The sequence below is a fragment of the Streptomyces zhaozhouensis genome (genome assembly GCF_900230195.1).
Taxonomy (GTDB): Bacteria; Actinomycetota; Actinomycetes; order Streptomycetales; family Streptomycetaceae; genus Streptomyces; species Streptomyces zhaozhouensis.
Genome location: NZ_OCNE01000002.1, coordinates 1 through 22,640 on the forward strand (window position 1 = coordinate 1; position 22,640 = coordinate 22,640).

Consider the following 22,640-nt stretch of genomic DNA (forward strand, 5'->3'; position numbering starts at 1 on the left):
GGCCACCGCATCGAACCCGGCGAAATCGAAACCGTCCTCACCACCCACCCCGCCGTCACCCAAGCCACCGTCATCCTCCGCGAAGACACCCCAGGCGACCAACGCCTCATCGCCTACACCGTCACCCAAGCACCCGTCACCGAAGACGAACTCCGCGACCACACAGCAGCCCACCTCCCCGACTACATGATCCCCACCGCCCTCCTCACCCTCGACGCACTCCCCCTCACCCCCCACGGCAAACTCGACCGCGACGCACTCCCCACCCCCGAGGAAGCAGGAACCAGAAACCCCACCGGCCGCGCCCCCCGCTCACCACGCGAGGAAATCCTCTGCGGCCTCTACGCCGACATCCTCAACATCCCCCACATCACCATCGACGACGACTTCTTCCACCTCGGCGGACACTCCCTCCTCGCCATCCGGCTCATCAGCCGCATCCGCACCACCCTCAACACCGAACTGCCGATTCGCCAGTTCTTCGAGGCCCCCACCATCGCCCAGCTGAGCAGCGCGCTCGACCAGGCGGGGACCGCCCGCACCCCCCTCACGCGCCGCGAACGCCCCGCGCGCATCCCGCTCTCCTACGCCCAGCAGCGCCTCTGGTTCCTCCACCAACTCGAAGGCCCCACCCCCACCTACAACATCCCCACCGCACTCCGCCTCACTGGAGAACTCGACCACCACGCACTCCGCCAGGCCCTCAACGACCTCGTCGCACGCCACGAGACCCTCCGCACCCTCTACACCGAGGACGACCAGGGCCCGAGGCAGACCATCCTCACCCCGGAACAGGCCGACCTCACCCTCACCACCGTCAACACCGACGAGGAGGAGCTGGCGCGGCACCTCGCGGACGCCTCCACGCACACCTTCGACCTCGCCACCGAAGTCCCGCTGCTCGTCCGCCTGTTCCGCCTCTCGGACGGCGAGCACGTGCTGCTCCTGCTCTTCCACCACATCGCGTGCGACGCGTGGTCGCGGGCCCTGCTGGCCCGGGACCTCTCCTCCGCCTACGCGGCCCGCTGTCGGAACCGGCCGCCGAGCTGGGCGCCGCTTCCCGTCCAGTACGCCGACTACGCGCTCTGGCAACACGAGGTCCTCGGCTCCGAGAGTGACGGCGACAGCGGGATCGCCCGCCAACTCGACTACTGGCGGGAGACGTTGGCCGGCATTCCGGAGCAGCTAGACCTGCCCACCGACCGGCCCCGGCCCGCCACCGCCTCCTACCGCGGCGAGGTCGTCACGTTCACCATTCCGCCGCGCCTCCACGAACGTCTGACGGCGCTCACCCGGAGCAGCGACAGCAGCGTGTTCATGGTGCTTCAGGCCGCCGTCGCGGCGCTGCTCTCCCGGCACGGCGCCGGTCACGACATCCCCATCGGCACGCCCATCTCGGGGCGCACGGACAACGCGGTCGAGGAACTGGCCGGCTTCTTCCTCAACACGCTGGTGCTGCGCACGGACACCAGCGGCAACCCCACGTTCCGGGAGCTACTGCGCCGGGTGCGGGAGACGGACCTGGACGCCTACACCCACCAGGACCTCCCGTTCGAACGGCTCGTCGAGCACCTCAACCCCGCCCGTAGCCTCTCGCACCACCCGCTTTTCCAGGTCATGCTCACCGTGCGCAATCCGCACACCCGGGAGACGGACCAGCCGACGCTGCGCCTGCCGGGGCTGAGCGCCCGGTTGGTGGCCAACGAGTCGCCTGCGGCGCGGTTCGACCTGTCGTTCTTCTTCGACGAGCCCACGAGCGAGACGCCGGAAGGCATCACCGGCGGCGTCACGTTCAGCACCGACCTCTTCGACGCCCGTACTGTCCGGGCCCTCACCGAACGGCTGCTGCACATCCTCGAAGCGGTCACCGACTCCCCCGACACCCCCCTCGACCGCCTCGACGTGCTGGGCGAGGAGCAGCGCCGGCGACTCCTCGTCGACGGGAGCGGCCCCGTGCGGGAGCTTCCCTCCCGGTCCGTCGTCGAGCTGTTCGAGGAGCGGGCGGCGGCCTCGCCGGACGCGCCCGCGCTCTCCTTCGAGGGTCGGCACCTGACCTACGCCGAACTGGACGCCCGCGCCAACCGGTTGGCACGGCTCCTCGCCCAACGCGGCGCGGCCCCCGAACGTTTCGTCGCCGTCGCCCTGCCCCGGTCGCTCGACCTCGTCGTCGGCATGTTGGCCGTGCTGAAGACCGGGGCGGCCTACCTCCCCATCGACCCCGACTACCCGGCCGACCGCATCGGGTACATGCTCGGCGACGCGGAGACCGTCCTGGCCCTCGCGACCGGGGAGACCGCCCCGCGCCTCCTGGCCGGCGTGCCCACGGTGCTGCTGGACGACGCGGAGGTCGCCGACGCGCTGTCGTCCGCCCCGGCCCGGCCGCTCGCCCCCGGCGACCGCGACGGCCCCCGGCCGACGCCGGACAACCCGGCGTACATCATCTACACCTCCGGCTCCACCGGCCGGGCCAAGGGGGTCGTCGTCCCGCTGCGCGGTCTCGGCAACTTCCTCATGACGATGCAGGACCGGTTCCGCGTGACGGCGGACGACCATCTGCTCTCGGTGACCACGGTCAGCTTCGACATCGCCGGGCTGGAGATCTTCCTGCCCCTGCTGGCCGGTGCGCGGGTCACGCTCGTCGACAAGCACACCACACGGGACCCCGAGGCACTTCGCCGCCTGGTCGCCGACACCCGGGCCACCCACCTCCAGGCAACCCCCAGCCTCTGGCGTGAGCTGACCTCCCTCGGCGCCGTGGACCCGGTGCTGCGGCACGCCCTGGTGGGCGGGGAAGCGCTCCCCGGTGCGCTGGCGGCGGAACTGCGCCACGTCGCCCTGTCCGTGACCAATCTCTACGGCCCGACCGAGACGACCATCTGGGCGACCGCAGCCGAGGTCGACGGCGCCACCCCGGGCGGTCCGCCCATCGGGCGGCCGGTGGCCAACACGGCCGTGTACGTCCTGGACCACGCGTTGAATCCCGTGGCCCCCGGGGTCACCGGCGAGCTCTATGTCGCCGGACCGCAGTTGGCCCGTGGCTATCACGGGCGTCCGGGGCTGACGGCCGAGCGTTTCGTCGCCGACCCGCACGGGGAACCGGGCGCCCGCATGTACCGGACGGGCGACCTGGCGCGTTGGCGACACGACGGCCAACTCGCGTACGCCGGGCGCACCGACCACCAGATCAAACTCCGCGGCCACCGCATCGAACCCGGCGAGATCGAAGCCGTCCTGACCACCCACCCGGCCGTCACCCAGGCCACCGTTCTGCTGCGCGAGGACACCCCGGGCGACCAACGCCTCATCGCCTACGCCGTCACCCACACCCCCGTCATCGAGGACGAGCTCCGCGACCATCTCCGCGACGTACTCCCCGACTACATGGTCCCCGCCGCCCTCCTCATCCTCGACGCGCTCCCCCTCACCCCCAACGGCAAACTCGACCGCGCCGCACTCCCCACCCCCGACCACACCACCACCAGCACCGGCCGTGAACCCCGCAACCCGCGCGAGGAGATCCTCTGCGGCCTCTACGCCGACGTACTGAGAGTCCCCCACGTCACCATCGACGACGACTTCTTCCACCTCGGCGGACACTCCCTCCTCGCCACCCGCCTCGTCAGCCGCATCCGCACCACCCTGGGCACGGAGCTGCCCATCCGACAGCTCTTCCAGACCCCCACCATCGCCCAACTCAGCAGCACACTCGACCAGGCGGAAACCGCCCGCACCCCCCTCACCCCACGCGAACGCCCCGACCGCATCCCCCTCTCCCACGCCCAACAACGCCTCTGGTTCCTCCACCAACTCGAAGGCCCCACCCCCACCTACAACCTCCCGACCGCGCTCCGCCTCACCGGGGAACTCGACCACCACGCACTCCGCCGGGCACTCCACGACCTCGTCGCGCGCCACGAGACCCTCCGCACCCTGCTGGCCAACGACGAGGCGGGTTCCTACCAGGTGGTGCTCCCCGCCGACGCGGCCCGGCCGGAGCTCGACGTGGTGGAGACGACGACACGCGCCCTGGACGACGAGCTGACCCGCGCCGCGAGCCACAGCTTCGACCTGGCGGGGGAACCGCCCCTGCGCGCCTGGCTGTTCCGGCTCTCCGAGAGGGAGAGCGTCCTCCTGCTCCTGTTGCACCACATCGCCGGCGACGCCTGGTCCAAGCGGCGGTTGGTACACGACCTGTCCCTCGCCTACCGCGCGCGCCGCCGCTCCGAGGCGCCGCGTTGGTCAACGCTGCCGGTGCAGTACGCGGACTACGCGCTCTGGCAGCACGACGTCCTCGGCTCCTCCGAGGACCCCGCGAGCGCCGCGGGGCGTCAACTCGCCTACTGGGCCGAGACCCTGGCCGGCCTGCCGGAACAGATCCCCCTCCCCACCGACCGCCCCCGACCCGCCGTCGCCAGCCACACCGGCGACACCCTCACCTTCACGCTGGAGGAGGGGCTGCACCGGGACCTCACCGCACTGGCCCAGGACAGCGGGAGCAGCCTGTTCATGGTGCTCCAGGCCGCGTTGGCCACCCTCCTCACCCGCCTCGGCGCCGGCACCGACATCCCCGTCGGCGTCCCCGTCGCCGGGCGCACCGACGACGCGGTGGACGACCTCGTCGGGCTGTTCGTCAACACCCTCGTCCTGCGCACCGACACCAGCGGCAACCCCACCTTCCGCCAACTGCTGAACCGCGTCCGCGACACCGACCTCGACGCCTACAGCCACCAGGACCTCCCCTTCGAACGCCTCGTCGAGCACCTCAACCCCACCCGCACCCTCGCCCACCACCCCCTCTTCCAGGTCATGCTCGTCCTCAACAACATCGAGGGGCACGGGGCTCCCGAACTGCCGGGTGTGACGGCCGAGACGCTGAGGCTCACGTCACCGCACGCGAAGTTCGACCTGTCGCTGAGTCTGTCGGAGCGGCGTGACGCCGTGGGGGCGCCGCGCGGGCTCAACGGGTCGCTGGAGTTCAGCACGGACCTGTTCGACCGGGACACCGCCAGGTCCCTCGTGGACCGTCTGGTCCGCCTCCTCACCGGGGTCGCGGCGCACCCCGACCGGCCCCTCACGGACATCGACATCCTCACCGGGGAGGAGGAGCGCAGGATCCTGGAGGACTGGAACGGTCAGCCCGCCCGGGACGAACCGAAAAACCTCGTCGCGCTGTTCGAGGAGCAGGCGGCGGCCACGCCGGACGCGGTGGCGCTGACCTGCGACGGGCGGAGTCTGACCTACGCGGGGCTCAACGGACGGGCGAACCGGCTCGCGCGCTGGTTGCGGGAGCGGGGCGTGGGCCCCGAGTCGTTCGTGGCCGTCGGCATGGCGCGGAGCCCGGAGTTGATCGTCGCCCTGCTGGGGACGGTGAAGAGCGGCGCGGCGTATGTGCCGCTGGACCCGGACCACCCGGCCGAGCGCACCGCCGACGTCCTCTCGGACGCGGCCCCGGCGCTGCGTCTGACCTCGCTTGACGGGCTGGGGCTCGACGCCCACGCCGACGGCAACCTCACGGACGCCGAGCGGGCCGCGCCCCTGACGGCCGGCCACCCGGCGTACATGCTCTACACCTCAGGCTCCACCGGCCGCCCCAAGGGCGTGATCGTCGAGCACCGCGCCCTGGCCACCTATCTCACGCGGGCCCGCGACACCTATCCCGCCGGTGGCTCCACGCTGCTGCACTCCCCGCTGGCGTTCGACCTGACCGTGACCGCGCTGTGGACCCCGCTCGTCAGCGGCGGCACGATCCACCTCGCCGACCTGGAGGAGGGCGTCCCGCAGCCGACCTTCCTCAAGATCACCCCGTCCCATCTGCCGCTGCTCAACGCACTTCCCGAGGCGGTCTCCCCGACCCGGACGCTGATCATCGGCGGCGAGCAACTCCTCCCGCACGCCCTGACCGAGTGGCGGGCACGTCATCCGCGGGTCACGGTGATCAACGACTACGGGCCCACCGAGGCCACCGTCAGCGTCAGCGACCACCACCTCCGCCCCGGGCAGGAGCCGTCCGCCGGGCCCGTCCCGATCGGGCGGCCCTTCCCGGGCGCGCGGCTCTACGTCCTGGACGCCGGCCTGCGTCCGGTTCCGCCGGGGGTCCTGGGCGAGCTCTATCTTGCGGGGCCGCAGTTGGCCCGCGGCTACCACCGGCGCCCGGGACTGACGGCCGAGCGTTTCGTCGCTGACCCGCACGGGGCACCGGGCACGCGGATGTACCGGACGGGGGACCTGGCGCGTTGGCGACACGACGGCCAACTCGAATACGCCGGCCGCACCGACCACCAGATCAAACTCCGCGGCCACCGCATCGAACCCGGCGAGATCGAGGCCGCCCTCACCACCCACCCCGCCCTGACCGAGGCCCGCGTCCTGCTCCGCGAGGACACCCCCGGCACCCCGCGGCTGGTCGCCTACGCCGTCGCCGACGCCCCCGTCACCGAGGACGAGCTGCGCGACCGGCTGCGGGCCGCGCTCCCCGACTACATGGTCCCGGCCGCCGTCGTCGTGCTGGACGCGCTTCCCCTCACCCCCAACGGCAAGCTCGACCACCGGGCGCTCCCCGCGCCCGGCTTCGCGTCCCGGGTCGGCGACCGCGCCCCTCGCTCGCGTCGCGAGAAGGTCCTCTGCGGGCTCTACGCCGAGGTGCTGCACCTGGACGCGGTCGGCGTCGACGACAGCTTCTTCGACCTGGGCGGGGACAGCATCATGTCCATCCAGCTGGTCACCCGGGCACGGCGCGCGGGGCTCGGGCTGTCCGTGCGCGACGTGTTCGAGCACAAGACGGTCGCAGCGCTGGCGGCGGTGGTGACCGAGACCGCGAACACCGCCGGGACCGCCGGCGAGGAGGCCGGGACGGCGGTCGGCCGGGTGCCGCTGACACCCGTCATGCGGGCGTTCCTGGAACGTGGCGGGCCGGTCGACCAGTACAACCAGTCGCGGCTGGTGCAGGTCCCCGCAGGGCTCGACGCCCCGGCGCTGACGGCCGCCGTGCGGGCCGTACTCGCCCGGCACGACGCGCTGCGGGCCCAACTGTCCCGGGACGGCGGGGAGTGGTGCCTGGAGATCGCTCCTCGCGGTGCGGTGTCCGCGCCGGAGTGCGTGTCGCGGGTGGACGCGGCGGGGCGGGACGAGGCGTCCCTCCGCGCGCTGATGGAGGAGGAGACCCGCGCCGCCAGGCAGCGGCTGGACCCAGCGCGGGGGCGGTTGGCGCGGTTCGTGTGGTTCGACCAGGGCGCCTCGAAGCCGGGGGTGCTGCTGGTGTTGATCCATCACCTGGCCGTCGACGGGGTGTCGTGGCGCGTGCTGGTGCCGGACCTGGCGGAGGCGTACCGGGCCGCGCGGGCGGGCCGGGCGCCGGAGTTGCCCCCGGTCGGCACGTCCCTGCGCGGCTGGGCCCTGCGGCTCGCGGAGGCGGCCGGCAACCCCCGGTACGCCGGACAGGCCGCCCTGTGGCGGGAGATGCTGCGGGGCCCGGCGGCGCCGCTCGGCCGCCGGCGGCTGAACGGTGAGCGGGACGCGCACGGCGGCGCGGGGCATCTCAGTCTGCGGCTGCCGAGCGCCGTCACCGAGGCGGTGCTGACCCGCGTGCCGAGGGTGTTCCGGGCCGAGGTGAACGACGTGCTGCTGGCGGCGTTCACCCTGGCGTGGGCCCGCTGGCGTCGCGGCGGCACGGACACCGTGCTGCTGGACCTGGAGGGGCACGGCCGGGAGGAGGCCGTCTCTCCCGGTGCCGATCTCTCCCGCACGGTGGGCTGGTTGACCAGCCGGTATCCGGTGCGGCTCGCGACGGGCCTGGCGAACGAGCGGGACCGCGCGGAGGCGTGGGCCGGCGGCCCGGCGGCCGGGGCCGTGCTCAAGCATGTCAAGGAGCGGCTGCGCGCGGTGCCGGACAAGGGCATCGGGTACGGCCTGGTACGGCACATGAGCGCGCGGGGCGCCGCCGAGTTCGCCGGGCTGCCGGCGCCCGAGATCAGTTTCAACTACCTGGGCCGGTTCACCGCGGCCGACGCCGAGGACGCCGCGACCGCCCGGACCCCCGACTGGACGGTGCTCGCCTCCGCCGGCGCGCTCGGCGCCACCGATCCGCGGGTGGCCATGACACACCCGCTGGACCTGGTCGCCCGCACCGACGACGGCCCCCGTGGCCCGGTGCTGGTCGCGTCCTGGAGCTGGGTGCCGGACATCCTCGACGAGGCGGACGTCCGGCAGCTCGCGCAGCTGTGGTTCGACGCCCTCGAAGCGCTGGTGGAGCACGCGCGGCGGCCCGACGCGGGCGGCATGACGCCCTCCGACGTGGCGCTGTCGCTGCTCGACCAGCGGGAGATCGAGCAGTTGGAGAGCGATTGGCAGGAGCTCTCCTGAACCCGCGCTTCCGGCCGGGCCGCGACGGGCGGGGCGGCACCCCCCGTCGCGGCCCCGCCGGATATCGATCCGATAGGACCCCCTGGAACGCTACTCAAGCTCATTCTCCGTCATCGCATACCCGTCAAGGAGGCGTCGTTTCATGAGCACCAACCCGTTCGAGGACCCCGAGGGCACCTACCTGGTCCTGGTCAACGACGAGGGGCAGCATTCCCTCTGGCCGACCTTCGCCGAGGTGCCCGCGGGATGGAATGTGGCGCTGGAGGACGCGAGCCACGAGGCGGCGCTTCGGTTCGTCGAGGAGAACTGGACGGACATGCGCCCGAAAAGCCTGATCGCGACGATGGAGGGCAACGCCCCCGGCGCGCCGGCGGCCTGACAGCACGGAAACGGCGCACGAGGGAGAGAACGTTGCCCGCCCTATCGGTGAACGGGATTCAACTCCACTACAGGGATACCGGTTCCGGTGAGCCGGTGGTGATGATCCAGGGCACGGGCGGCAGCCACAACGTCTGGCACCTGCACCAGGTGCCGGCGCTGACCGCTGCGGGATACCGGGTGATCACGTTCGACAACAGGGGTATGCCGCCGAGTTCCGAGTGCCCCGAGGGGTTCACCGTCCCGGACATGGTCGGTGACGTGGTCGGGCTGGTCGAGCGGCTGGGGCTGGGCCCCTGCCGGGTGGTGGGCACCTCCCTCGGCGCCCATGTGGCCCAGGAGTTGGCGCTCGCCCGGCCCGACCTGCTCCGACAGGTGGTGCTGATGGCCACGCGCGGCCGGGTGGACCGGACGCGCGCCGCGCTGACGCGGGCCGAGTGCGAGCTGCACGACGCCGGGGTGGTGCTGCCGCCCCGGTACCGGGCCGTGGTGCGGGCGCTGCACAACCTCTCGCCCCGGACGTTGGCCGACGACCACGCGATGGCGGACTGGCTCGACCTGTTCGAACTGGCGCCGCCCGGCGGGGCGGGGGTCCGCGCGCAGAACGAACTCAGCAAGATGGAGAACAGGCTGCGCGCCTACGCGGCCATCGAGGTGCCCTGCCATGTGCTCGCTTTCGCCGACGACCTGATCACTCCGGCTTCCCTGGGCCGGGAGGTCGCCGACGCCATTCCCGGAGCGACTTTCGAAGAGATCGCCGACTGCGGACACTACGGGTATCTGGAGGACTCCGCGGCGGTGAACAAGAGCATCATCGAGTTCTTTTCCCAGCCCCAAAGGCCGTAGCCCTTTCCCCACGAGGGATCAGACAATGGCGGTGTCCATGCCGGTGTTCCAGGAAATTACCGAGGCGCAGATGATGCCGCGCATCGTGCGGCTCGGCAGGAATCTGTATGGGGCGGTCTTCACCCTGATGAAGCTGCTGCCCGCCCGTACGATTCTGCGTGCCGCGCTGCGGCGCGGCGAGTTGGGTCCGAAAACCCTGGTGGTCGAGACGACGTCGGGCACGTTCGGTCTCGGGCTGGCGATGCAGACCGCGCTGTTGCGGCGCGATCTCGTCCTGGTCAGCGATCCGGCGATCGACGTGCATCTGCACCGGCGGCTGAGCGATCTGGGGGCGCGGGTGGAGGTGTGCGCGACCCCGGCTCCGGTGGGCGGCTTCCAGGAGGCGAGACTGCGCCGACTCGCGGAGATACGCGCGGAGCACCCGGACACCTTCTGTCCCGAGCAGTACAGCAACCCCGACAACCCCCGGTCGTACGCCGTCGTGGCCGAGCTGCTGGGCAAGGCGCTGGGGCAGGTGGACGCGCTGGTGGGGCCGGTCGGCTCGGGCGGCTCCATGTGCGGGACGGTGGGCACGCTGCGGGAGGCCACCCCGCACACCCGGGCGATCGGGGTGGACACCCACCACAGCGTGCTGTTCGGTCAGCCCGACGGCCCTCGGCCGTTGCGGGGCCTCGGCAACAGCCTGTGGCCGGCGAACCTGGACCACACCGCGTTCGACGAGGTGCACTGGTGCACGGCGGCCGAGGCGTTTCTCGCGACCCGCCAGTTGCACTCCCGGCACGCGGTGTTCCAGGGGCCGACCAGCGGGGCGGCCTACCTGGCGGCCCGGTGGTGGGCGGAGTCGCACCCCGACCAGCTGTGCGTGGTGCTCCTGCCCGACGAGGGGTACCGCTACCAGGCCACCGTCTATGACGACGACTGGCTGGCGGCGAACGGCTTCGCGCTCTCCGCGCCGCCCGCCGAGCCGCTGGAGGTCACCCGGCCGGACGCCCCCCGCGAGCGCTGGACCCGGATGGCCTGGCGGCGGCGGAGCTACGCGGAGGCCACCGGCGGCACCGCGGGCGAGCGGCCGCTGGCGGGCAGGGCGGTCTCATGACGGGCGGCGGGGCGAGGGAACCGGACCAGGCGGACACCGGGCGGCTGGCCGCGACGCTGGGCGCGCGCACCAGGAGCATGGTGTTCGGCACCGCTGAACCGTCGGCGATCGACGGCGAGTTGGAGCTGCTGACCACGATCGACCTGGCGCACGTCGTGATGCTGGCCGAGCGGCGGCTCGTGCCGGGGCGGGACGCGGCGGAGCTGCTGCGCCACGTCGGCCGGCTGCGAGCCGACGGCTTCCGCGAGCTGCACCACCGCCCCATGCCGCGCGGCCTCTACCTGATGTACGAGGCGCATCTGGTGTCCGCGCTGGGACCGGAGACCGGGGGCAAGCTGCACACGGGCCGTTCGCGCAACGACATCAAGGCCACCGCGACCGCGATGCGGCTGCGCGCCGAGCTGGCCGAGCTGCTCGGCCAGACGCTGCGGCTCCAGGCCGTGCTGCTGTGCCGGGCTCGGGCGTACCGCGAGGTGGTGATGCCCGTCTACACGCACTACCAGCCCGCCATGCCGGTGACCTACGGCTACTACCTCGCCGGGGTCGCCACGGCGCTGGAGCGCGACATCGCCGCGCTGCGCCACACGCTCGGGGAGCTGGACCGCTGTCCGCTGGGCGCCGGGGCGGTCTCCGGCACGGATCTGCCCATCGACCCGGCCCGCACGGCGGCGCTGCTGGGCTTCGAGGCGCCGGTGGCGCACGCGATGGACGCGGTGGCGAGCCGTGACACGGCGTTGCGTGCGGTGGCGGGCGCGGCGGGGGTGGGGCTGACGCTCAGCCGGCTGGCGACCGACCTCCAGCTGTGGAGCACCCAGGAGTTCGGCTTCGTCACGTTCCCCGAGCGGCTGGTCGGCGGGAGTTCCGCGATGCCGCAGAAGCGCAACGCGTTCCTGCTGGAACACGTCAAGGGCCGGGCGGGGGCGGCGGTCGGCGTCTGGACGGGCGCGGCCTCCTCGATGAAGTCGACCCCGTTCACCAACTCGATCGAGGTGGGCACGGAAGCGGTCAGTGAGGTGTGGGGCGCGCTGGCGGGGACGGTGGAGTCGGTGCTGCTCGCCCAGGTCCTGGTGAGCGGCGGGCGACCGGTGGCCGCCCGCATGGCCGCGCGCGCCGAGGAGGGCTTCGTGACCGCCACGGTCGTGGCGAACCGTCTGGTGCGGCAGGGCGTGCCGTTCCGCACCGCGCACCACACCGTGGGCGCCGCGGTGCGCCGGGCCGTCGAGTCCGGCTCCACCCGGCTGACGGGCGCCGACCTGCCGGCCGGCAGCGTTCCGCCGTTGGACGAGGTGACGGCGGAGCACCGCTACGGAGGCGGGCCCGGCATGTTCGACACTTCCTTCGACGAGGTGCGCCGCCGGTTGGTCGACCACGCCGGATGGCTGCGCGGGAGGCGGGAGTCCTGGGCGGTGGCACGACAGCGACTGGACGGGGCCGTGGCGGAGCTGACGGCCCGACCGGAGGGGAACGAGGCACCATGACCACGGAGAAGGAGACGGCGGGAACCGCGGGGACGGCCGCCGGCGCGGCCGGGACCGCGCCGGTGCTGGCGCTGCTGGAGAGCAACACCACGGGCAGCGGACGGGAGTTCTGCGCGGTGGCGCAAGGGCGCGGGCTGCGCCCCGTGCTGCTGGCCGGTTCCCCGGAGCGGTATCCGTACGCGGCGGCGGACGGGGTGGACACCGTGCGGTTGGACACCGGCGACCGGGACGCGGTGCTGAGGGCCTGCGCGGAGCTGGCGGAACGGGGCGCCGGGCTGGTCGGGGTCACCAGCAGCTCGGAGTACTTCATGGCGTCCGCGGCCGAGGTGGCCGGGAAGCTGGGGCTGCCGGCGCCGGACGGCGACGCCGTCGCCGGCTGCCGCCGCAAGGACCGGCAGCGCGAACTGCTGGCCGCCGCGGGGGTTCCGGTGCCGGGGTTCCGGGCCGTGACGGAGACCGGGGAGGCGGCGCGGGCGGCGGACCGGCTGGGGTACCCGGTGGTGCTCAAGCCGGTCAGCGGCTCGGGCTCGGTCGGGGTGCGGCTGTGCGCCGACCGCGCCGAGGTGGCCGGTTGGGCGGACCTGCTGCTCTCCCGCGAGGTGGACGAGCGCGGGGCGCCGGTCCCCCGGGAGATCCTGGTGGAGAGCGCGGTGAGCGGGCCCGAGTTCTCGGTGGAGACGTTCGACCGCGAGGTGGTCGCCGTCGTCGGCAAACGGCTCGGTGCCGAGCCGTACTTCGTGGAGACCGGCCACGACATCCCCGCCCCGGTCGCCTGCGGGGTGCAGACGGAGCTGGGCCGTACGGCGCTGCGGGCGCTGGACGCGCTGGGCCTCGGCTGGGGAGCGGCCCATGTGGAGCTGCGTCTCGGGCCGAAGGGGCCGGTGGTCATCGAGGTCAACCCCCGGCTCGCCGGGGGGATGATCCCGGCCGCGGTCCTCGCCGCGCGCGGTGTCGACCTGGTCGACCGGGTGATCGCGCGGGCCAGCGGTCAGCCGGCCGCGACGGCGGGTCGCGGCCCGGGGCACGCGGCGGTCCGCTTCGTGACGGCCCGGCGCGCGGGCGAGGTCACGGCCGTGCACGGGCTCGCCGAGGCGGAGCGCGCCCCGGGGGTGGTGCACGCGCACTGCACCGCGGTCCCCGGCCGGCGCGTGGAGATCACGCACAGCTTCCGGGACCGGCTGGGCTGCGTGGTGGCCACCGGGTCCGGGGCGGCCGAGGCCGGCGCGCGCGCCGAGGCGGCAGCCGGGCTGGTGCGCGTCGAACTGGCGGGGGGCGGCGACTCGGACGGTGCGGGCGGGTGAGTGCCGAAGGGTTCACCCAGGCACCCCGCTGGGTCGCGCCGGGCGCGCGGCGGCCGGGCGCCGCCGCCCGGGTGGACCGCCCGCTGTCCGGACCGGTCCCGGAGCTGGAGACGCTGGCCGGCCGGTGGGGTGTGACCGTGTCCGACGTGTGGCTGGCCCTGCGGCTGCGGGTGCTGGCCACGGTCACGGCCGAGCGTGAGCTGCTGGTGGGGTACGTGCCGGCCGGGGCGGGCGGAGCGGCCCTGGCGCTGCGGGTGGCCGTGGGGAACTCCACCTGGCGGGAGCTGGTCCGCACGGTGGCCGAGGCGCGGAAGGCCGCCGCGGGGAGCGGCGCGGGGGCCGAGATCGTGCTTGACGCCCGGGTGGCGCAGGGCGCGGGCGGCGGGCTCCCGGCCGGCTGCGTGCTGCGGCTGGGCGTGGGCGGCGACGCGTCGGGGCCGCTTCTGCACGTGGGGTACGACCGGGGCGCCCTGGACGGGGAGTTCGCCGGACGCCTGGCCGGCTATCTGCGCGCCGCGCTCGGCGCGCTGGTGGCGGACCCCGAGGGCCCACACCACCGGGTGGGCCTGCTGTCGGAGCGGGAGGTCGCGACGCAGGTGTACGGCCTGTCCGGCCGCCGTGCCGAGCGGCCGGACGCCACGTTCACCGACGTCTTCGCGCGCGTCGCCCGGCGGGTGCCGGACGCGGTCGCCGTACGCCACCGGGACCGCGCCTGGACGTACGGCGAGCTGGACGGGCGTGCCGACCGGCTCGCCGGCGCCCTGCTCGACGCGGGCCTCGGCCCCGGGGAGACCGTGGGAGTGGCGGCGGAGCGGGGTTTCGACTGGGCGGTGGCGGTGCTGGCCGTGTGGAAGGCCGGCGGCGTGTACCTCCCGGCGTGTGCGGACGTGCCCGCCGGGAGGGCCGCGGCCGCCCTCGCGGCCAGCGGCTGCGGGCTCGTGCTGGCGGACGAGCGGAACGACGCGTGGGCGCGCCGGATCGCGGCCGGCCGGCGGGTGCTGCCCGTCGAGGACGGCCGACGGGGGACGGTGGGGGGCGGCGGCGCCCCGGCGGACCGCCGGGTGCCGGCCCGGCCCCGGGACGCCGCGTACCTCTATCTCACCTCGGGGTCGAGCGGGAGGCCCAAGGTCGCCGTCTGCGAACACGCGGGGCTGCTCAACCACCTGTACGCCAAGGTCGAGGACATGGGGCTGGCCGGGGAGGGGGCCGGCGCGGTGGTCGCGCAGACCGCCTCCCAGGGCTTCGACATCTCGCTGTGGCAGTTGACGGCGCCGCTGCTGGTCGGCGGCAGTACCCGGATCGTGGACGCCGAGGTGCTGCGCGACGTGGACGCGTTCGTGACCGAGATCGTGGCGGGCGGGGTCACGGTGGCCCAGGTCGTTCCCTCGTATCTGGAGGTGCTGCTGACCCGGCTGGAGCAGGAGCCGCGAACGCTGGGCGCGCTGCGGTCGCTCTCGGTCACCGGGGAGCCGCTGCGTCAGGAGCTGGTGCGGCGCTGGTTCGCGCTGTTCCCGGGTATCCCCCTGGTCAACGCGTACGGCGCCACCGAGGTGTCCGACGACACGATGCACGAGGTGCTCACGCGGCCGCCGGAGACCGGCTTCGTGCCGGTGGGGCGCCCGCTGCCGAACGTCCATGTCTATGTGCTGGACGAGCATCTGGCGCTGCTGCCGCTCGGCGCCCCCGGCGAGATCATCTTCTCCGGCGTCTGTGTCGGCCGGGGCTATCTGAACGACGAGGAACGCACCCGGCAGGCGTTCGTGCCCGACCCGTTCCGTCCCGGCGCCCGGATGTACCGCACCGGCGACTTCGGTCGGTGGCTGCCGGACGGCCGGCTGGAGTTCCTGGGCCGCCGGGACGAGCAGGTGAGGCTGCGCGGCTTCCGTATCGAACTGGGCGAGATCGAGAACCGGCTGCTGGCCGTCCCCGGTGTGCGGGAGGCCGCGGTGGTCATCGACCGGGCGGCCAGCGCGCATCCCCGGCTCGTCGCGTTCCACACCGGCCAGCCGGGCGCGGCCGCGCCGGGGGCCGAGGAGCTGCGGGCCGAGCTGTCCGCCGAGGTGCCCGCGTACATGGTCCCGGCCTCCTTCCACCGGCTGGACCGACTCCCGCTGACCGGCAACGGCAAGGTGGACAAACGGCTGCTGACCCGGCTGGCCGGCCCCCTGGAACAGGGCGGGCTCGCCGTCTCCGCCCCCGCCACCCCGGCCGAGCAGCGGCTCGCCACCCTCTGGGCCGAGGTGCTGCACGTGCCGCTGGAACGGATCGGCAGGGACGACGACTTCTTCGCGCTCGGCGGCACGTCGCTGGCGGCGGTGCGGCTCCAGATCCAGCTGCGCCGGGCGCTGTCGATGAGCCGGCTGCTGCGCTTCCCGGTCCTGCGCGCCATGGCGGCGGCCCTGGAGAACGGGGACGGGACCGGCGGAGCTGGCGGCCGTCGGCAGCCGGCGGCCGAGGGACTGCTCCAGCCCCTGTCCACGGTGCCCGGCGCCCATCACGGCCTGGTGTGCTTCCCCTACGCGGGCGGCAACGCGGTCAACTTCCGGACGCTGGCCCGCACGTTGGAGGGCGACGGCATCGCGGTCTACGGCGTGGAACTGCCCGGCCACGACCTGGTGTTGGACGGCGAACCACTGGCCGGGGTGCGCGAGGTGGCCGAACGGGTGTGCGCGGAGATCCGCGACCGGGTCGGCCTTCCGGTTCTGCTGTGGGGGCACAGTTCGGGCGCCGCCCACGCGTGGGAGACCGCGCGGCTGCTGGAGGGCGCGGGGCGGGCGGCGAAGCTGGTCTTCGTCGGCGGGCTGCTGCTGGCGGAGCCCGGTCCGCGACGCGGGGACGCGGCCGTCCGGGGCACGGACGACGACGGTGTGCTGGCCCGGATGCGCGCCCAGAGCTCCTACATCGAGCTGGACGGATACCAGCGGGAGCGGGCGCGGACGGTCGCGGCGGCGTACCGGCACGACGTCCTGAGCTCGGAGCGCCATCTGGACGCGATGCGCCGGCGCGGCCCCGGGGGCCGCCTCCGTACCCCGCTGGAGGTGGTGGTCGCCGAGGACGACCCCGCGACCGCCGGGGCGCGGCGGCGCTGGCGCGACTGGCTCCAGCTCGCGGAGCGCGTGCGGTGCCGTGAGCTGCCCGACGGCGGGCACTACTTCGTCAGCACCCGGGCCGGTTCCTGCGCCGCGCTGGTGCGGGCCGGCTGCGGGGTTCCCTCGGGCGCCGGGGAGGTCCCGGCATGACGGCCGGGGCCGAGCACGGCGTGCTGGACGCCCCGAGGAGCCCGCGGGCGGGCGCCGTGGGCGTGAGCGGCACATACGGCACGTTCGGCGAGCTGCTCCAGGGTGTGCTGCCGGGGCGCGCGGACGGCGACTTCCTGGTGACGCTGCCGATCGCGCGGTGGACCACGGCCACGTTCCGGGCGAGTGACGAGGCGGCGGTCCTGGAGGTCGTGCCGAGGCACAAGAAGAAGGCGCTGCGTCTGACGTCGATGATCCTGGACGACCTGCCGTGGCCGGTCGGCGGCCGGCTGACGATCGACAGCACGCTGCCGGAGGGCAAGGGGCTCGCGAGCTCCTCGGCCGACCTGGTGGCCACCGCGCGGGCGGTGGGCAACGCGCTGGGGGTGGCGATGCCGCCGCGCAGGATCGAGGGCTATCTGGCGCGCATCGAGCCGACCGACGGCGTCCTGTACCCGGGGATCGTGGCGTTCCGGCACCGCAGTGTGCGCCTGCTCGCCCGCCTGGGTTCGCTGCCGCCGATGGCGGTCGTGGGCGTCGACGAGGGCGGCGCGGTCGACACGGTGGACTTCAACCGGATCCCCAAGCCCTTCACCGCCGCCCACAAACGCGAGTACGCCGACCTGCTGGAGCGGCTGAGCGGGGCCGTCGCACGCCACGACCTGGCGGCGGTGGGGGCGGTCGCCACCCGCAGCGCGCAGCTCAACCAGGTGCTGCGGCACAAGTGGACGCTGGAGCCGCTGCTCGACGTCTGCCGTGAGGTGGGCGGCCTGGGGGTCGTCACCAGCCACAGCGGGACGACCCTGGGGGTGCTGCTGGACCCGGCGGGCCCGGGGTACGCGCACCGGCTGGCGGCCGCCGCCCAGGCGTGCGAGGAGCTGACCGGCGACGTCACCGTCTACCGCACGCTGAGCTTCCCGGAGACGGACGCCCCGCCACCGCGCGGGGCGTGACGCCCCCGGGGTCAGGCGGCCGGTGCCGAGACAGCCCCGACCGCCGGGCGGGGGGCGTCACTTGACGAGCAGTTGCTGGCTGGCCAGCCGGCGGTAGAGCGGGCTGGTCTCCGTCAGCTCCTCGTGGCCGCCGACCGCCACGACCCGACCGCGTTCGAGGACGATGATCTGGTCGCTGTCCACCACGGTGGCCAGCCGGTGCGCCACCACCAGCAGGGTCCGGTCCGTGGAGACGGTGTCGATGGCCGAACGCATCGCCGCCTCGTTTCCCGCGTCCAGGTTGCTGGTCGCCTCGTCGAGCAGCAGGATCGGCGGGGCGGACAAAAACGTGCGGGCCAGGGCGAGGCGTTGGCGCTCCCCGCCGGAGAGCAGCACGCCCGCCTGGCCGACGGTGGCGTCGAGCCCGAGCGGGTCGCGCTCCACGACCTCGGTGAGGTTGACGCCGGCCAGCACGCGGAGCATCTCCTCCTCGGTGGCGCCGGGGGCCGCCAGCGCCAGGTTGTCGCGCAGCGTGCCGGCCAGCGCGGGAGCCTCCTGCTCCACGTAGCCGAGCCTGCGGCGCAGTTCGGAGCGGGGGATGTCGCGCACGTCGTCGCCGTGCACCCGCAGGCTTCCGCCGGTGACGTCGTAGAAGCGCTCCACGAGGGACAGCAGCGTGGTCTTGCCCGCGCCGGACGGGCCGACGAGCGCGTTCCTGGAGCCGCGGGCGACCGTGAAGCTGACCTCGCTGAGCACCGGTTCCCCGGTCGGGTAGCCGAAGCTGACGTCGGAGAACTCGATCGCCGGCGTCTCGTCCCCGGCCTCGGCCCCGGCGGGCGCGACGCGTTCGCGGACGGTGAGGGCGGCGGCCCGGTCGGTACCGCTCTCCTCCGGCAGGACCAGCACCTCCTCGATCCGGTGCAGGGCGGCCAGGCCGCTCTGGAGCCGCGTGTAGGCGCTCAGCGCGCGGCCGAGCGGGAACCAGAGGGTGAACAGGAACAGGATGAAGGCGACCAGGTCGCCGACGCTCATCGCGCCGCTGGCGACCCGCGCGCCGCCGAGGCCGAGGACGACCAGGAAGGCCGCCTGGATGGTGGTGGAGGTGATCGGGTTGATCATCGCCTGGAGTCTGGCGATGCGCAGACCCGCCGTGTAGGCGCCCCTGACGGTGGCGTCGATGGTCTCGGCCTCCCGCTCCTCCGCCCGGCTGGCCCGGATCGTGCGCACAGCGGAGACGGCGCGTTCCACCGCGGAGGTCATCTCCCCCACCCGGTTCTGCACCTCACCTGAGGCGCCGCGCACCCGGCGGGCGAGCCCCACCACCGCGGCGACGCCCGCGGCGATGCCCAGCGCGGTGGCCCCGAAGAGCAGCGGGTCGATCAGGAGCATGGCGGCGGCGGAGCCGACGACCATGATCACGCTGGTCGCGGCCTCGAAGATGCCGGAGGTGACGACCGCGCGCAGCAGCGTCGTGTCCGCGCCCACGCGGGACAGCAGGTCCCCGGTGCGCCGCCGGTCGAACTCGGCGATGGGCAGCCGCAGCAGCCGCGCGACGAGCCTGCGCCGGGCGGTCAGCACCATGCCCTCCGCCGTGCGCTGCAGGAAGTAGTCGCGGACCCCGCCCACGACGGCCACCAGCAGCAGGATCACCGGCAGGGCGATCACGAAGCGGCCGATGCCGTGGCCGTTCTCCATGTTCTCCAGCAGCTCCCGGGTGAGCAGCGGCTGCGCGAGGGTGCCCGCGGTCTGGAGCAGCGACAGCACCGCCACGACCACCAGCGTTCCCCAGTAGGCGCCCAGATAGGGCCCCAGCGACCGGATGCCGACCGGGGCCGGCTCCTCGGTGCGGGGGCCGTCGCTCCCGTCACCGCCGCCGGGAGGCGTTCCCCGTGGGGCGGCAGCGGACGGGCGGCCGTCGGACCGAGCGGGCATCGACACCGTCACCTTTGTGTTCCTCCGTCGCTCGGGCCTGGATCTCCTGCACGGACGTTAGGCATGGCGGCTATCGGCCCCCTATCGATCCGGCATGGCGGCGGCCCGCCGACCGGGCCGCCTCGCGCGCGTGCAGGCGTGGCAGCTCCCGGAAGCGGTAGCGGTGGCCGCCCGCGCCCTCGCGGCCCGTGACGACCTCCAACAGGTGGGCGTCCAGGAGCCGTTCGATCGTGTCCTCCGCCTCGGAGAGCGAGACGTTCAGGAGGTCCGCCGCCGTCGGCACGTCGAGGACCGCGCTCCCGTGGGCGCCGAACACCCGGTAGGCGCGCGAGGCGGCGGCGTCCAGCGCCCGGTAGCCGCCCTCCAGCCGCGCCCGGACGGAGTGCTCGCCGTGGCTCAGCTCGTTCAGCCGTCTGCCGGGGTCCTCCAGCCGGGCCACGAGGTCGGCCAGCGTCCAGTGCGGCTTGCTGGCCAGCCGCTCGCCCGCCGCGCGCAGCGCCAGCGGATGGTGGTCGCAGAGGGCGGCGAGCCTGGCCGCCAGCGTCAGGCGGCGCACGAGCCGCCGGCCCTGGACCACGCCGCTCAGCAGGATGACCGAGTCCTCAGGCCGCAACGGGCCCAGGCACAGCCGCAGCGGGCTGCCGCTGTGGATGAGCCCCTGGAGCTGGGTGCGGCCGGTGACGAGGGCGCAGGACCTGCCGTTGCCCGGCAGCAGGGGGCGCAGTTGGCGCAGGGACGCCACGTCGTTCAGGATGACCAGCGTCCTCCGGCCCCGGAGCACGGTGCGGTAGAGGGCGGCGCACTCCTCCAGGCCGCCGGGGATGCGTTCGGCCTCCACGCCCAGGCCGCGCAGGAAGCGTTGGAGCACCACCAGCGGGGACAGCGGGCGGTCGGCTTCCTGGAGGTCGGCGTAGAGCGTGCCGTCGGGGAAGTGGGCGGCGGCCCGGTGCGCCCAGCGGATCGCCAGGGCGGACTTGCCGACGCCGGGGGCGCCGGTGACGAAGCCGATGCCCACGGGGTCGTTGTCCGAGCGTTCCGCGAGCAGCCCGTCGAGCTCGGCCAGCTCCTCCTCACGTCCCGCGAACGCGCTGATGTTGGACGGGAGTTGCGCCGGGTTGGGCCAGCCACCCGACGGCTCGGCCGTGGTGCGCGCGGAGGAGGCGGGGCCGGCCGCCGGGCCCACCGCGGTCGAGTCGTCGCGCAGGATGGAGCGGTGCAGCCGCTGGAGCTCCGTGCCGGGCTCCAGCCCGAGCTCCGCCACGAACTCCCGGCGCCCCTCGCGAAACGTGCGCAGGGCCTCCACGCGCTGTCCCGCGCGGTACTGGGCCAGCATCAACTGGGCCAGGAAGCGTTCCCTCAGCGGGTTCTCCCGCACCAGGGCGCCCAGTTCGCTCAGCAGCGTCTGGTGCTCACCGGATTCCAGCCGCAGCGCCATGTAGCGCTCCGTGACGAGCAGGCGCTGTTCGTCCAGGCGCACCGCCTCCGTCTCGGCGGCCCGCGAGGTGACGCCGTCCAGCACCGGGCCGCGCCACAGCCGCAGCGCGTCCCGCAGCAGCCCGATGGCCCGGTCCCGCGCACCGTTCTCGGCGGCGTGCCGCGCGGCCTCCGCCCGGCGGGCGAACTCGACGGTGTCCACCACGTGTTCCCCCGCGACGAACTTGTAGCCCGGCGCGACGGTCACGATCACCTGCTGGGGGACGCCGGCCGTGCGGAACACCTTGCGGAGGGCCGACACACAGATAGCGATCTGCGCGCGCCCGGTGCTGGGCGGGGCCCCGTTCCAGACCTCGTCGATCAGGTAGTCGACGGACATGACCCGGTCGGGGGAGAGCATGAGGGCGGCCAGCACGGTGCGCTGGCGGGGGCCGCCGATCGGCACGGCACGCCCGTTGTAGCTGACTTCGAACGACCCCAGCAGCCCCACTTCCAGCCCCTCCCCGCGGAAGGCGGGAACGGGTCGGGAAGAACTCGTGGTCTGTGGCACGACAAGAGGGGGAGAGGCAGGAGGCAACTGTTCAACTCCTCGTACGCACGGGACGTGAAAGGTACTGACGCACCGGCCGCGTGCCCCCAAAGGGCGTTCCGGCTTCCGCCGGAGTCACGCGGGAAACCGACGCGAGGGCGCGCGGAACCCACCCGGGGACCCGCCCGGGGGACTCACACGGGGGGCTCACACGGAGGCGGGGACGCCCCCGCTCCTCACCGCGAACAGGGTGTGCCGGTCGCTGCCCTTGAGCAGCTCGTCCTGCGACCGGGTGACCCGTAGCCCTTGCCGTTCCAACACCGCCGTCACCGCGTCCAGTTGGCCGGCGGTGGCGGCCGTCTCGTCGTCGTGGACCTCCATGATGACCTGCCTGATCGCGGGCCAGTGCCGGTCGTCGATGCCGCGCAGCACGTCCAACTCGGCGCGCTGGACGTCGATCTTCAGCACGTCGACCGTCTCCACGCCGCATTCGTCCAGCACGTCGGACAGCCGGCGCAGCCGGCAGCGGTGGGACTCCTCGCGGAACCGGTAGTCGAGCAGTTCGTCCAGCATCTCCGGGGACTCGCCGTACCCCTCGCGGGCGACCCGGTCCCGCACGAAGGACTTCTCGGCCGAGGTGTCGGCCAGGTCGCGCTGCGCGGACATCACCGTGTACCCGGGGTAGAAGACGAACTCCTCCCGCCGGTCGCCGTCGGACAGTCCGTGGTCGAAGACGGTCGCTCCCGGGCTGTGCCGCGCCAGGTTCCGGCGCAGCACCTCGCACACGGGCGGCACCGGCTCGAAGGAGTAGAGCGAGGCGGAGGGGTGGAGAGCGGAGACGAAGAGCGAATACATGCCGATGTTGGCGCCGACGTCGAAGACCACCGCGCCCTCGGGAAGGTCGGTCAGGCCCGGCAGATAGCTCTGCCTGACGAAGATCTCCTCGTACAGGTACTCGGTCTCATGCCGGTTCACCCCTGCGATGTTCTCAAGGTCGGGCACCATGGCCGCTCTCCTTCGTCGAGTGAGTGGTCGCGACCGCGCCCGGCCACGACCGGACCGCGGTACTGCCGGACGGCGGCGAGCGGGCGATCCGCTCCGCGCCGCCGGCCTCCTCAAC

General features: G+C 73.8%; 11 protein-coding genes. 8 read left to right on the forward strand and 3 right to left on the reverse strand.

The features are described from left to right. The first annotated feature begins 9 nt into the window (after positions 1-9). From CRP51_RS03290 to CRP51_RS03325, 8 genes are all read left to right on the forward strand, one after another. Positions 10-8,358 carry a non-ribosomal peptide synthetase gene (locus CRP51_RS03290; protein ID WP_281259631.1) on the forward strand — a complete coding sequence of 2,783 codons (8,349 nt, stop codon included), beginning with the start codon at positions 10-12 and terminating at the stop codon, positions 8,356-8,358. A 142-nt stretch (positions 8,359-8,500) separates the two neighbouring features. Next, positions 8,501-8,737: an MbtH family protein gene (locus CRP51_RS03295; protein WP_097229448.1), complete on the forward strand. Its 237-nt coding sequence runs from the start codon at positions 8,501-8,503 to the stop codon at positions 8,735-8,737. 32 nt (positions 8,738-8,769) lie between these two features. Further along, positions 8,770-9,582, forward strand: coding sequence for an alpha/beta fold hydrolase (locus tag CRP51_RS03300; RefSeq protein WP_097229449.1), 813 nt, complete (start codon positions 8,770-8,772; stop codon positions 9,580-9,582). Between the two features lie 25 nt (positions 9,583-9,607). Next, complete coding sequence (locus tag CRP51_RS03305) at positions 9,608-10,678, forward strand: cysteine synthase family protein (RefSeq protein ID WP_097229450.1); 1,071 nt, start codon at positions 9,608-9,610, stop codon at positions 10,676-10,678. After that, entirely contained in the window at positions 10,675-12,156 is a 1,482-nt protein-coding gene (argH, locus tag CRP51_RS03310) for an argininosuccinate lyase (RefSeq protein ID WP_097229451.1), read from the forward strand. The genes CRP51_RS03305 and argH overlap by 4 nt, the downstream gene beginning before the upstream one ends. Beyond that, on the forward strand, positions 12,153-13,457 hold the full coding sequence (locus CRP51_RS03315; RefSeq protein ID WP_097229452.1) for an ATP-grasp domain-containing protein: 1,305 nt from the start codon (positions 12,153-12,155) through the stop codon (positions 13,455-13,457). The genes argH and CRP51_RS03315 overlap by 4 nt, the downstream gene beginning before the upstream one ends. Continuing rightward, on the forward strand, positions 13,454-16,696 hold the full coding sequence (locus CRP51_RS03320) for a non-ribosomal peptide synthetase (protein WP_097229453.1): 3,243 nt from the start codon (positions 13,454-13,456) through the stop codon (positions 16,694-16,696). The genes CRP51_RS03315 and CRP51_RS03320 overlap by 4 nt, the downstream gene beginning before the upstream one ends. Beyond that, a complete protein-coding gene (locus CRP51_RS03325) occupies positions 16,693-17,646 on the forward strand; it encodes a GHMP family kinase ATP-binding protein (protein WP_097229454.1) in 954 nt (317 codons plus the stop codon). Before CRP51_RS03320 ends, CRP51_RS03325 begins: the two co-directional genes overlap by 4 nt. Positions 17,647-17,703: 57 nt before the next feature. Here the strand turns inward: CRP51_RS03325 and CRP51_RS03330 are convergent, their stop codons facing one another. The 3 genes from CRP51_RS03330 to CRP51_RS03340 all read right to left on the reverse strand — a co-directional run bounded on the left by CRP51_RS03330 (position 17,704) and on the right by CRP51_RS03340 (position 22,525). Then, positions 17,704-19,557, reverse strand: coding sequence for an ABC transporter ATP-binding protein (locus CRP51_RS03330; protein ID WP_097229868.1), 1,854 nt, complete (start codon positions 19,555-19,557; stop codon positions 17,704-17,706). 70 nt (positions 19,558-19,627) lie between these two features. Beyond that, the gene (locus CRP51_RS03335; RefSeq protein WP_097229455.1) at positions 19,628-21,481 is read right to left on the reverse strand and encodes an AfsR/SARP family transcriptional regulator; all 1,854 of its coding nucleotides are present in this window, start codon (positions 21,479-21,481) and stop codon (positions 19,628-19,630) included. 246 nt (positions 21,482-21,727) lie between these two features. Then, positions 21,728-22,525: an FkbM family methyltransferase gene (locus tag CRP51_RS03340; protein ID WP_097229456.1), complete on the reverse strand. Its 798-nt coding sequence runs from the start codon at positions 22,523-22,525 to the stop codon at positions 21,728-21,730. Between the last annotated feature and the right edge of the window lie 115 nt (positions 22,526-22,640).

What these genes read in the sequence shown, in the direction of transcription:
- CRP51_RS03295 (WP_097229448.1), top strand. Translation starts at nt 8,501, where the DNA reads ATGAGCACCAACCCGTTCGAGGACCCCGAGGGCACCTACCTGGTCCTG.
- CRP51_RS03305 (WP_097229450.1), top strand. Translation starts at nt 9,608, where the DNA reads ATGGCGGTGTCCATGCCGGTGTTCCAGGAAATTACCGAGGCGCAGATG.
- argH (WP_097229451.1), top strand. Translation starts at nt 10,675, where the DNA reads ATGACGGGCGGCGGGGCGAGGGAACCGGACCAGGCGGACACCGGGCGG.
- CRP51_RS03315 (WP_097229452.1), top strand. Translation starts at nt 12,153, where the DNA reads ATGACCACGGAGAAGGAGACGGCGGGAACCGCGGGGACGGCCGCCGGC.
- CRP51_RS03325 (WP_097229454.1), top strand. Translation starts at nt 16,693, where the DNA reads ATGACGGCCGGGGCCGAGCACGGCGTGCTGGACGCCCCGAGGAGCCCG.
- CRP51_RS03330 (WP_097229868.1), bottom strand. Translation starts at nt 19,557, where the DNA reads ATGCCCGCTCGGTCCGACGGCCGCCCGTCCGCTGCCGCCCCACGGGGA.
- CRP51_RS03340 (WP_097229456.1), bottom strand. Translation starts at nt 22,525, where the DNA reads ATGGTGCCCGACCTTGAGAACATCGCAGGGGTGAACCGGCATGAGACC.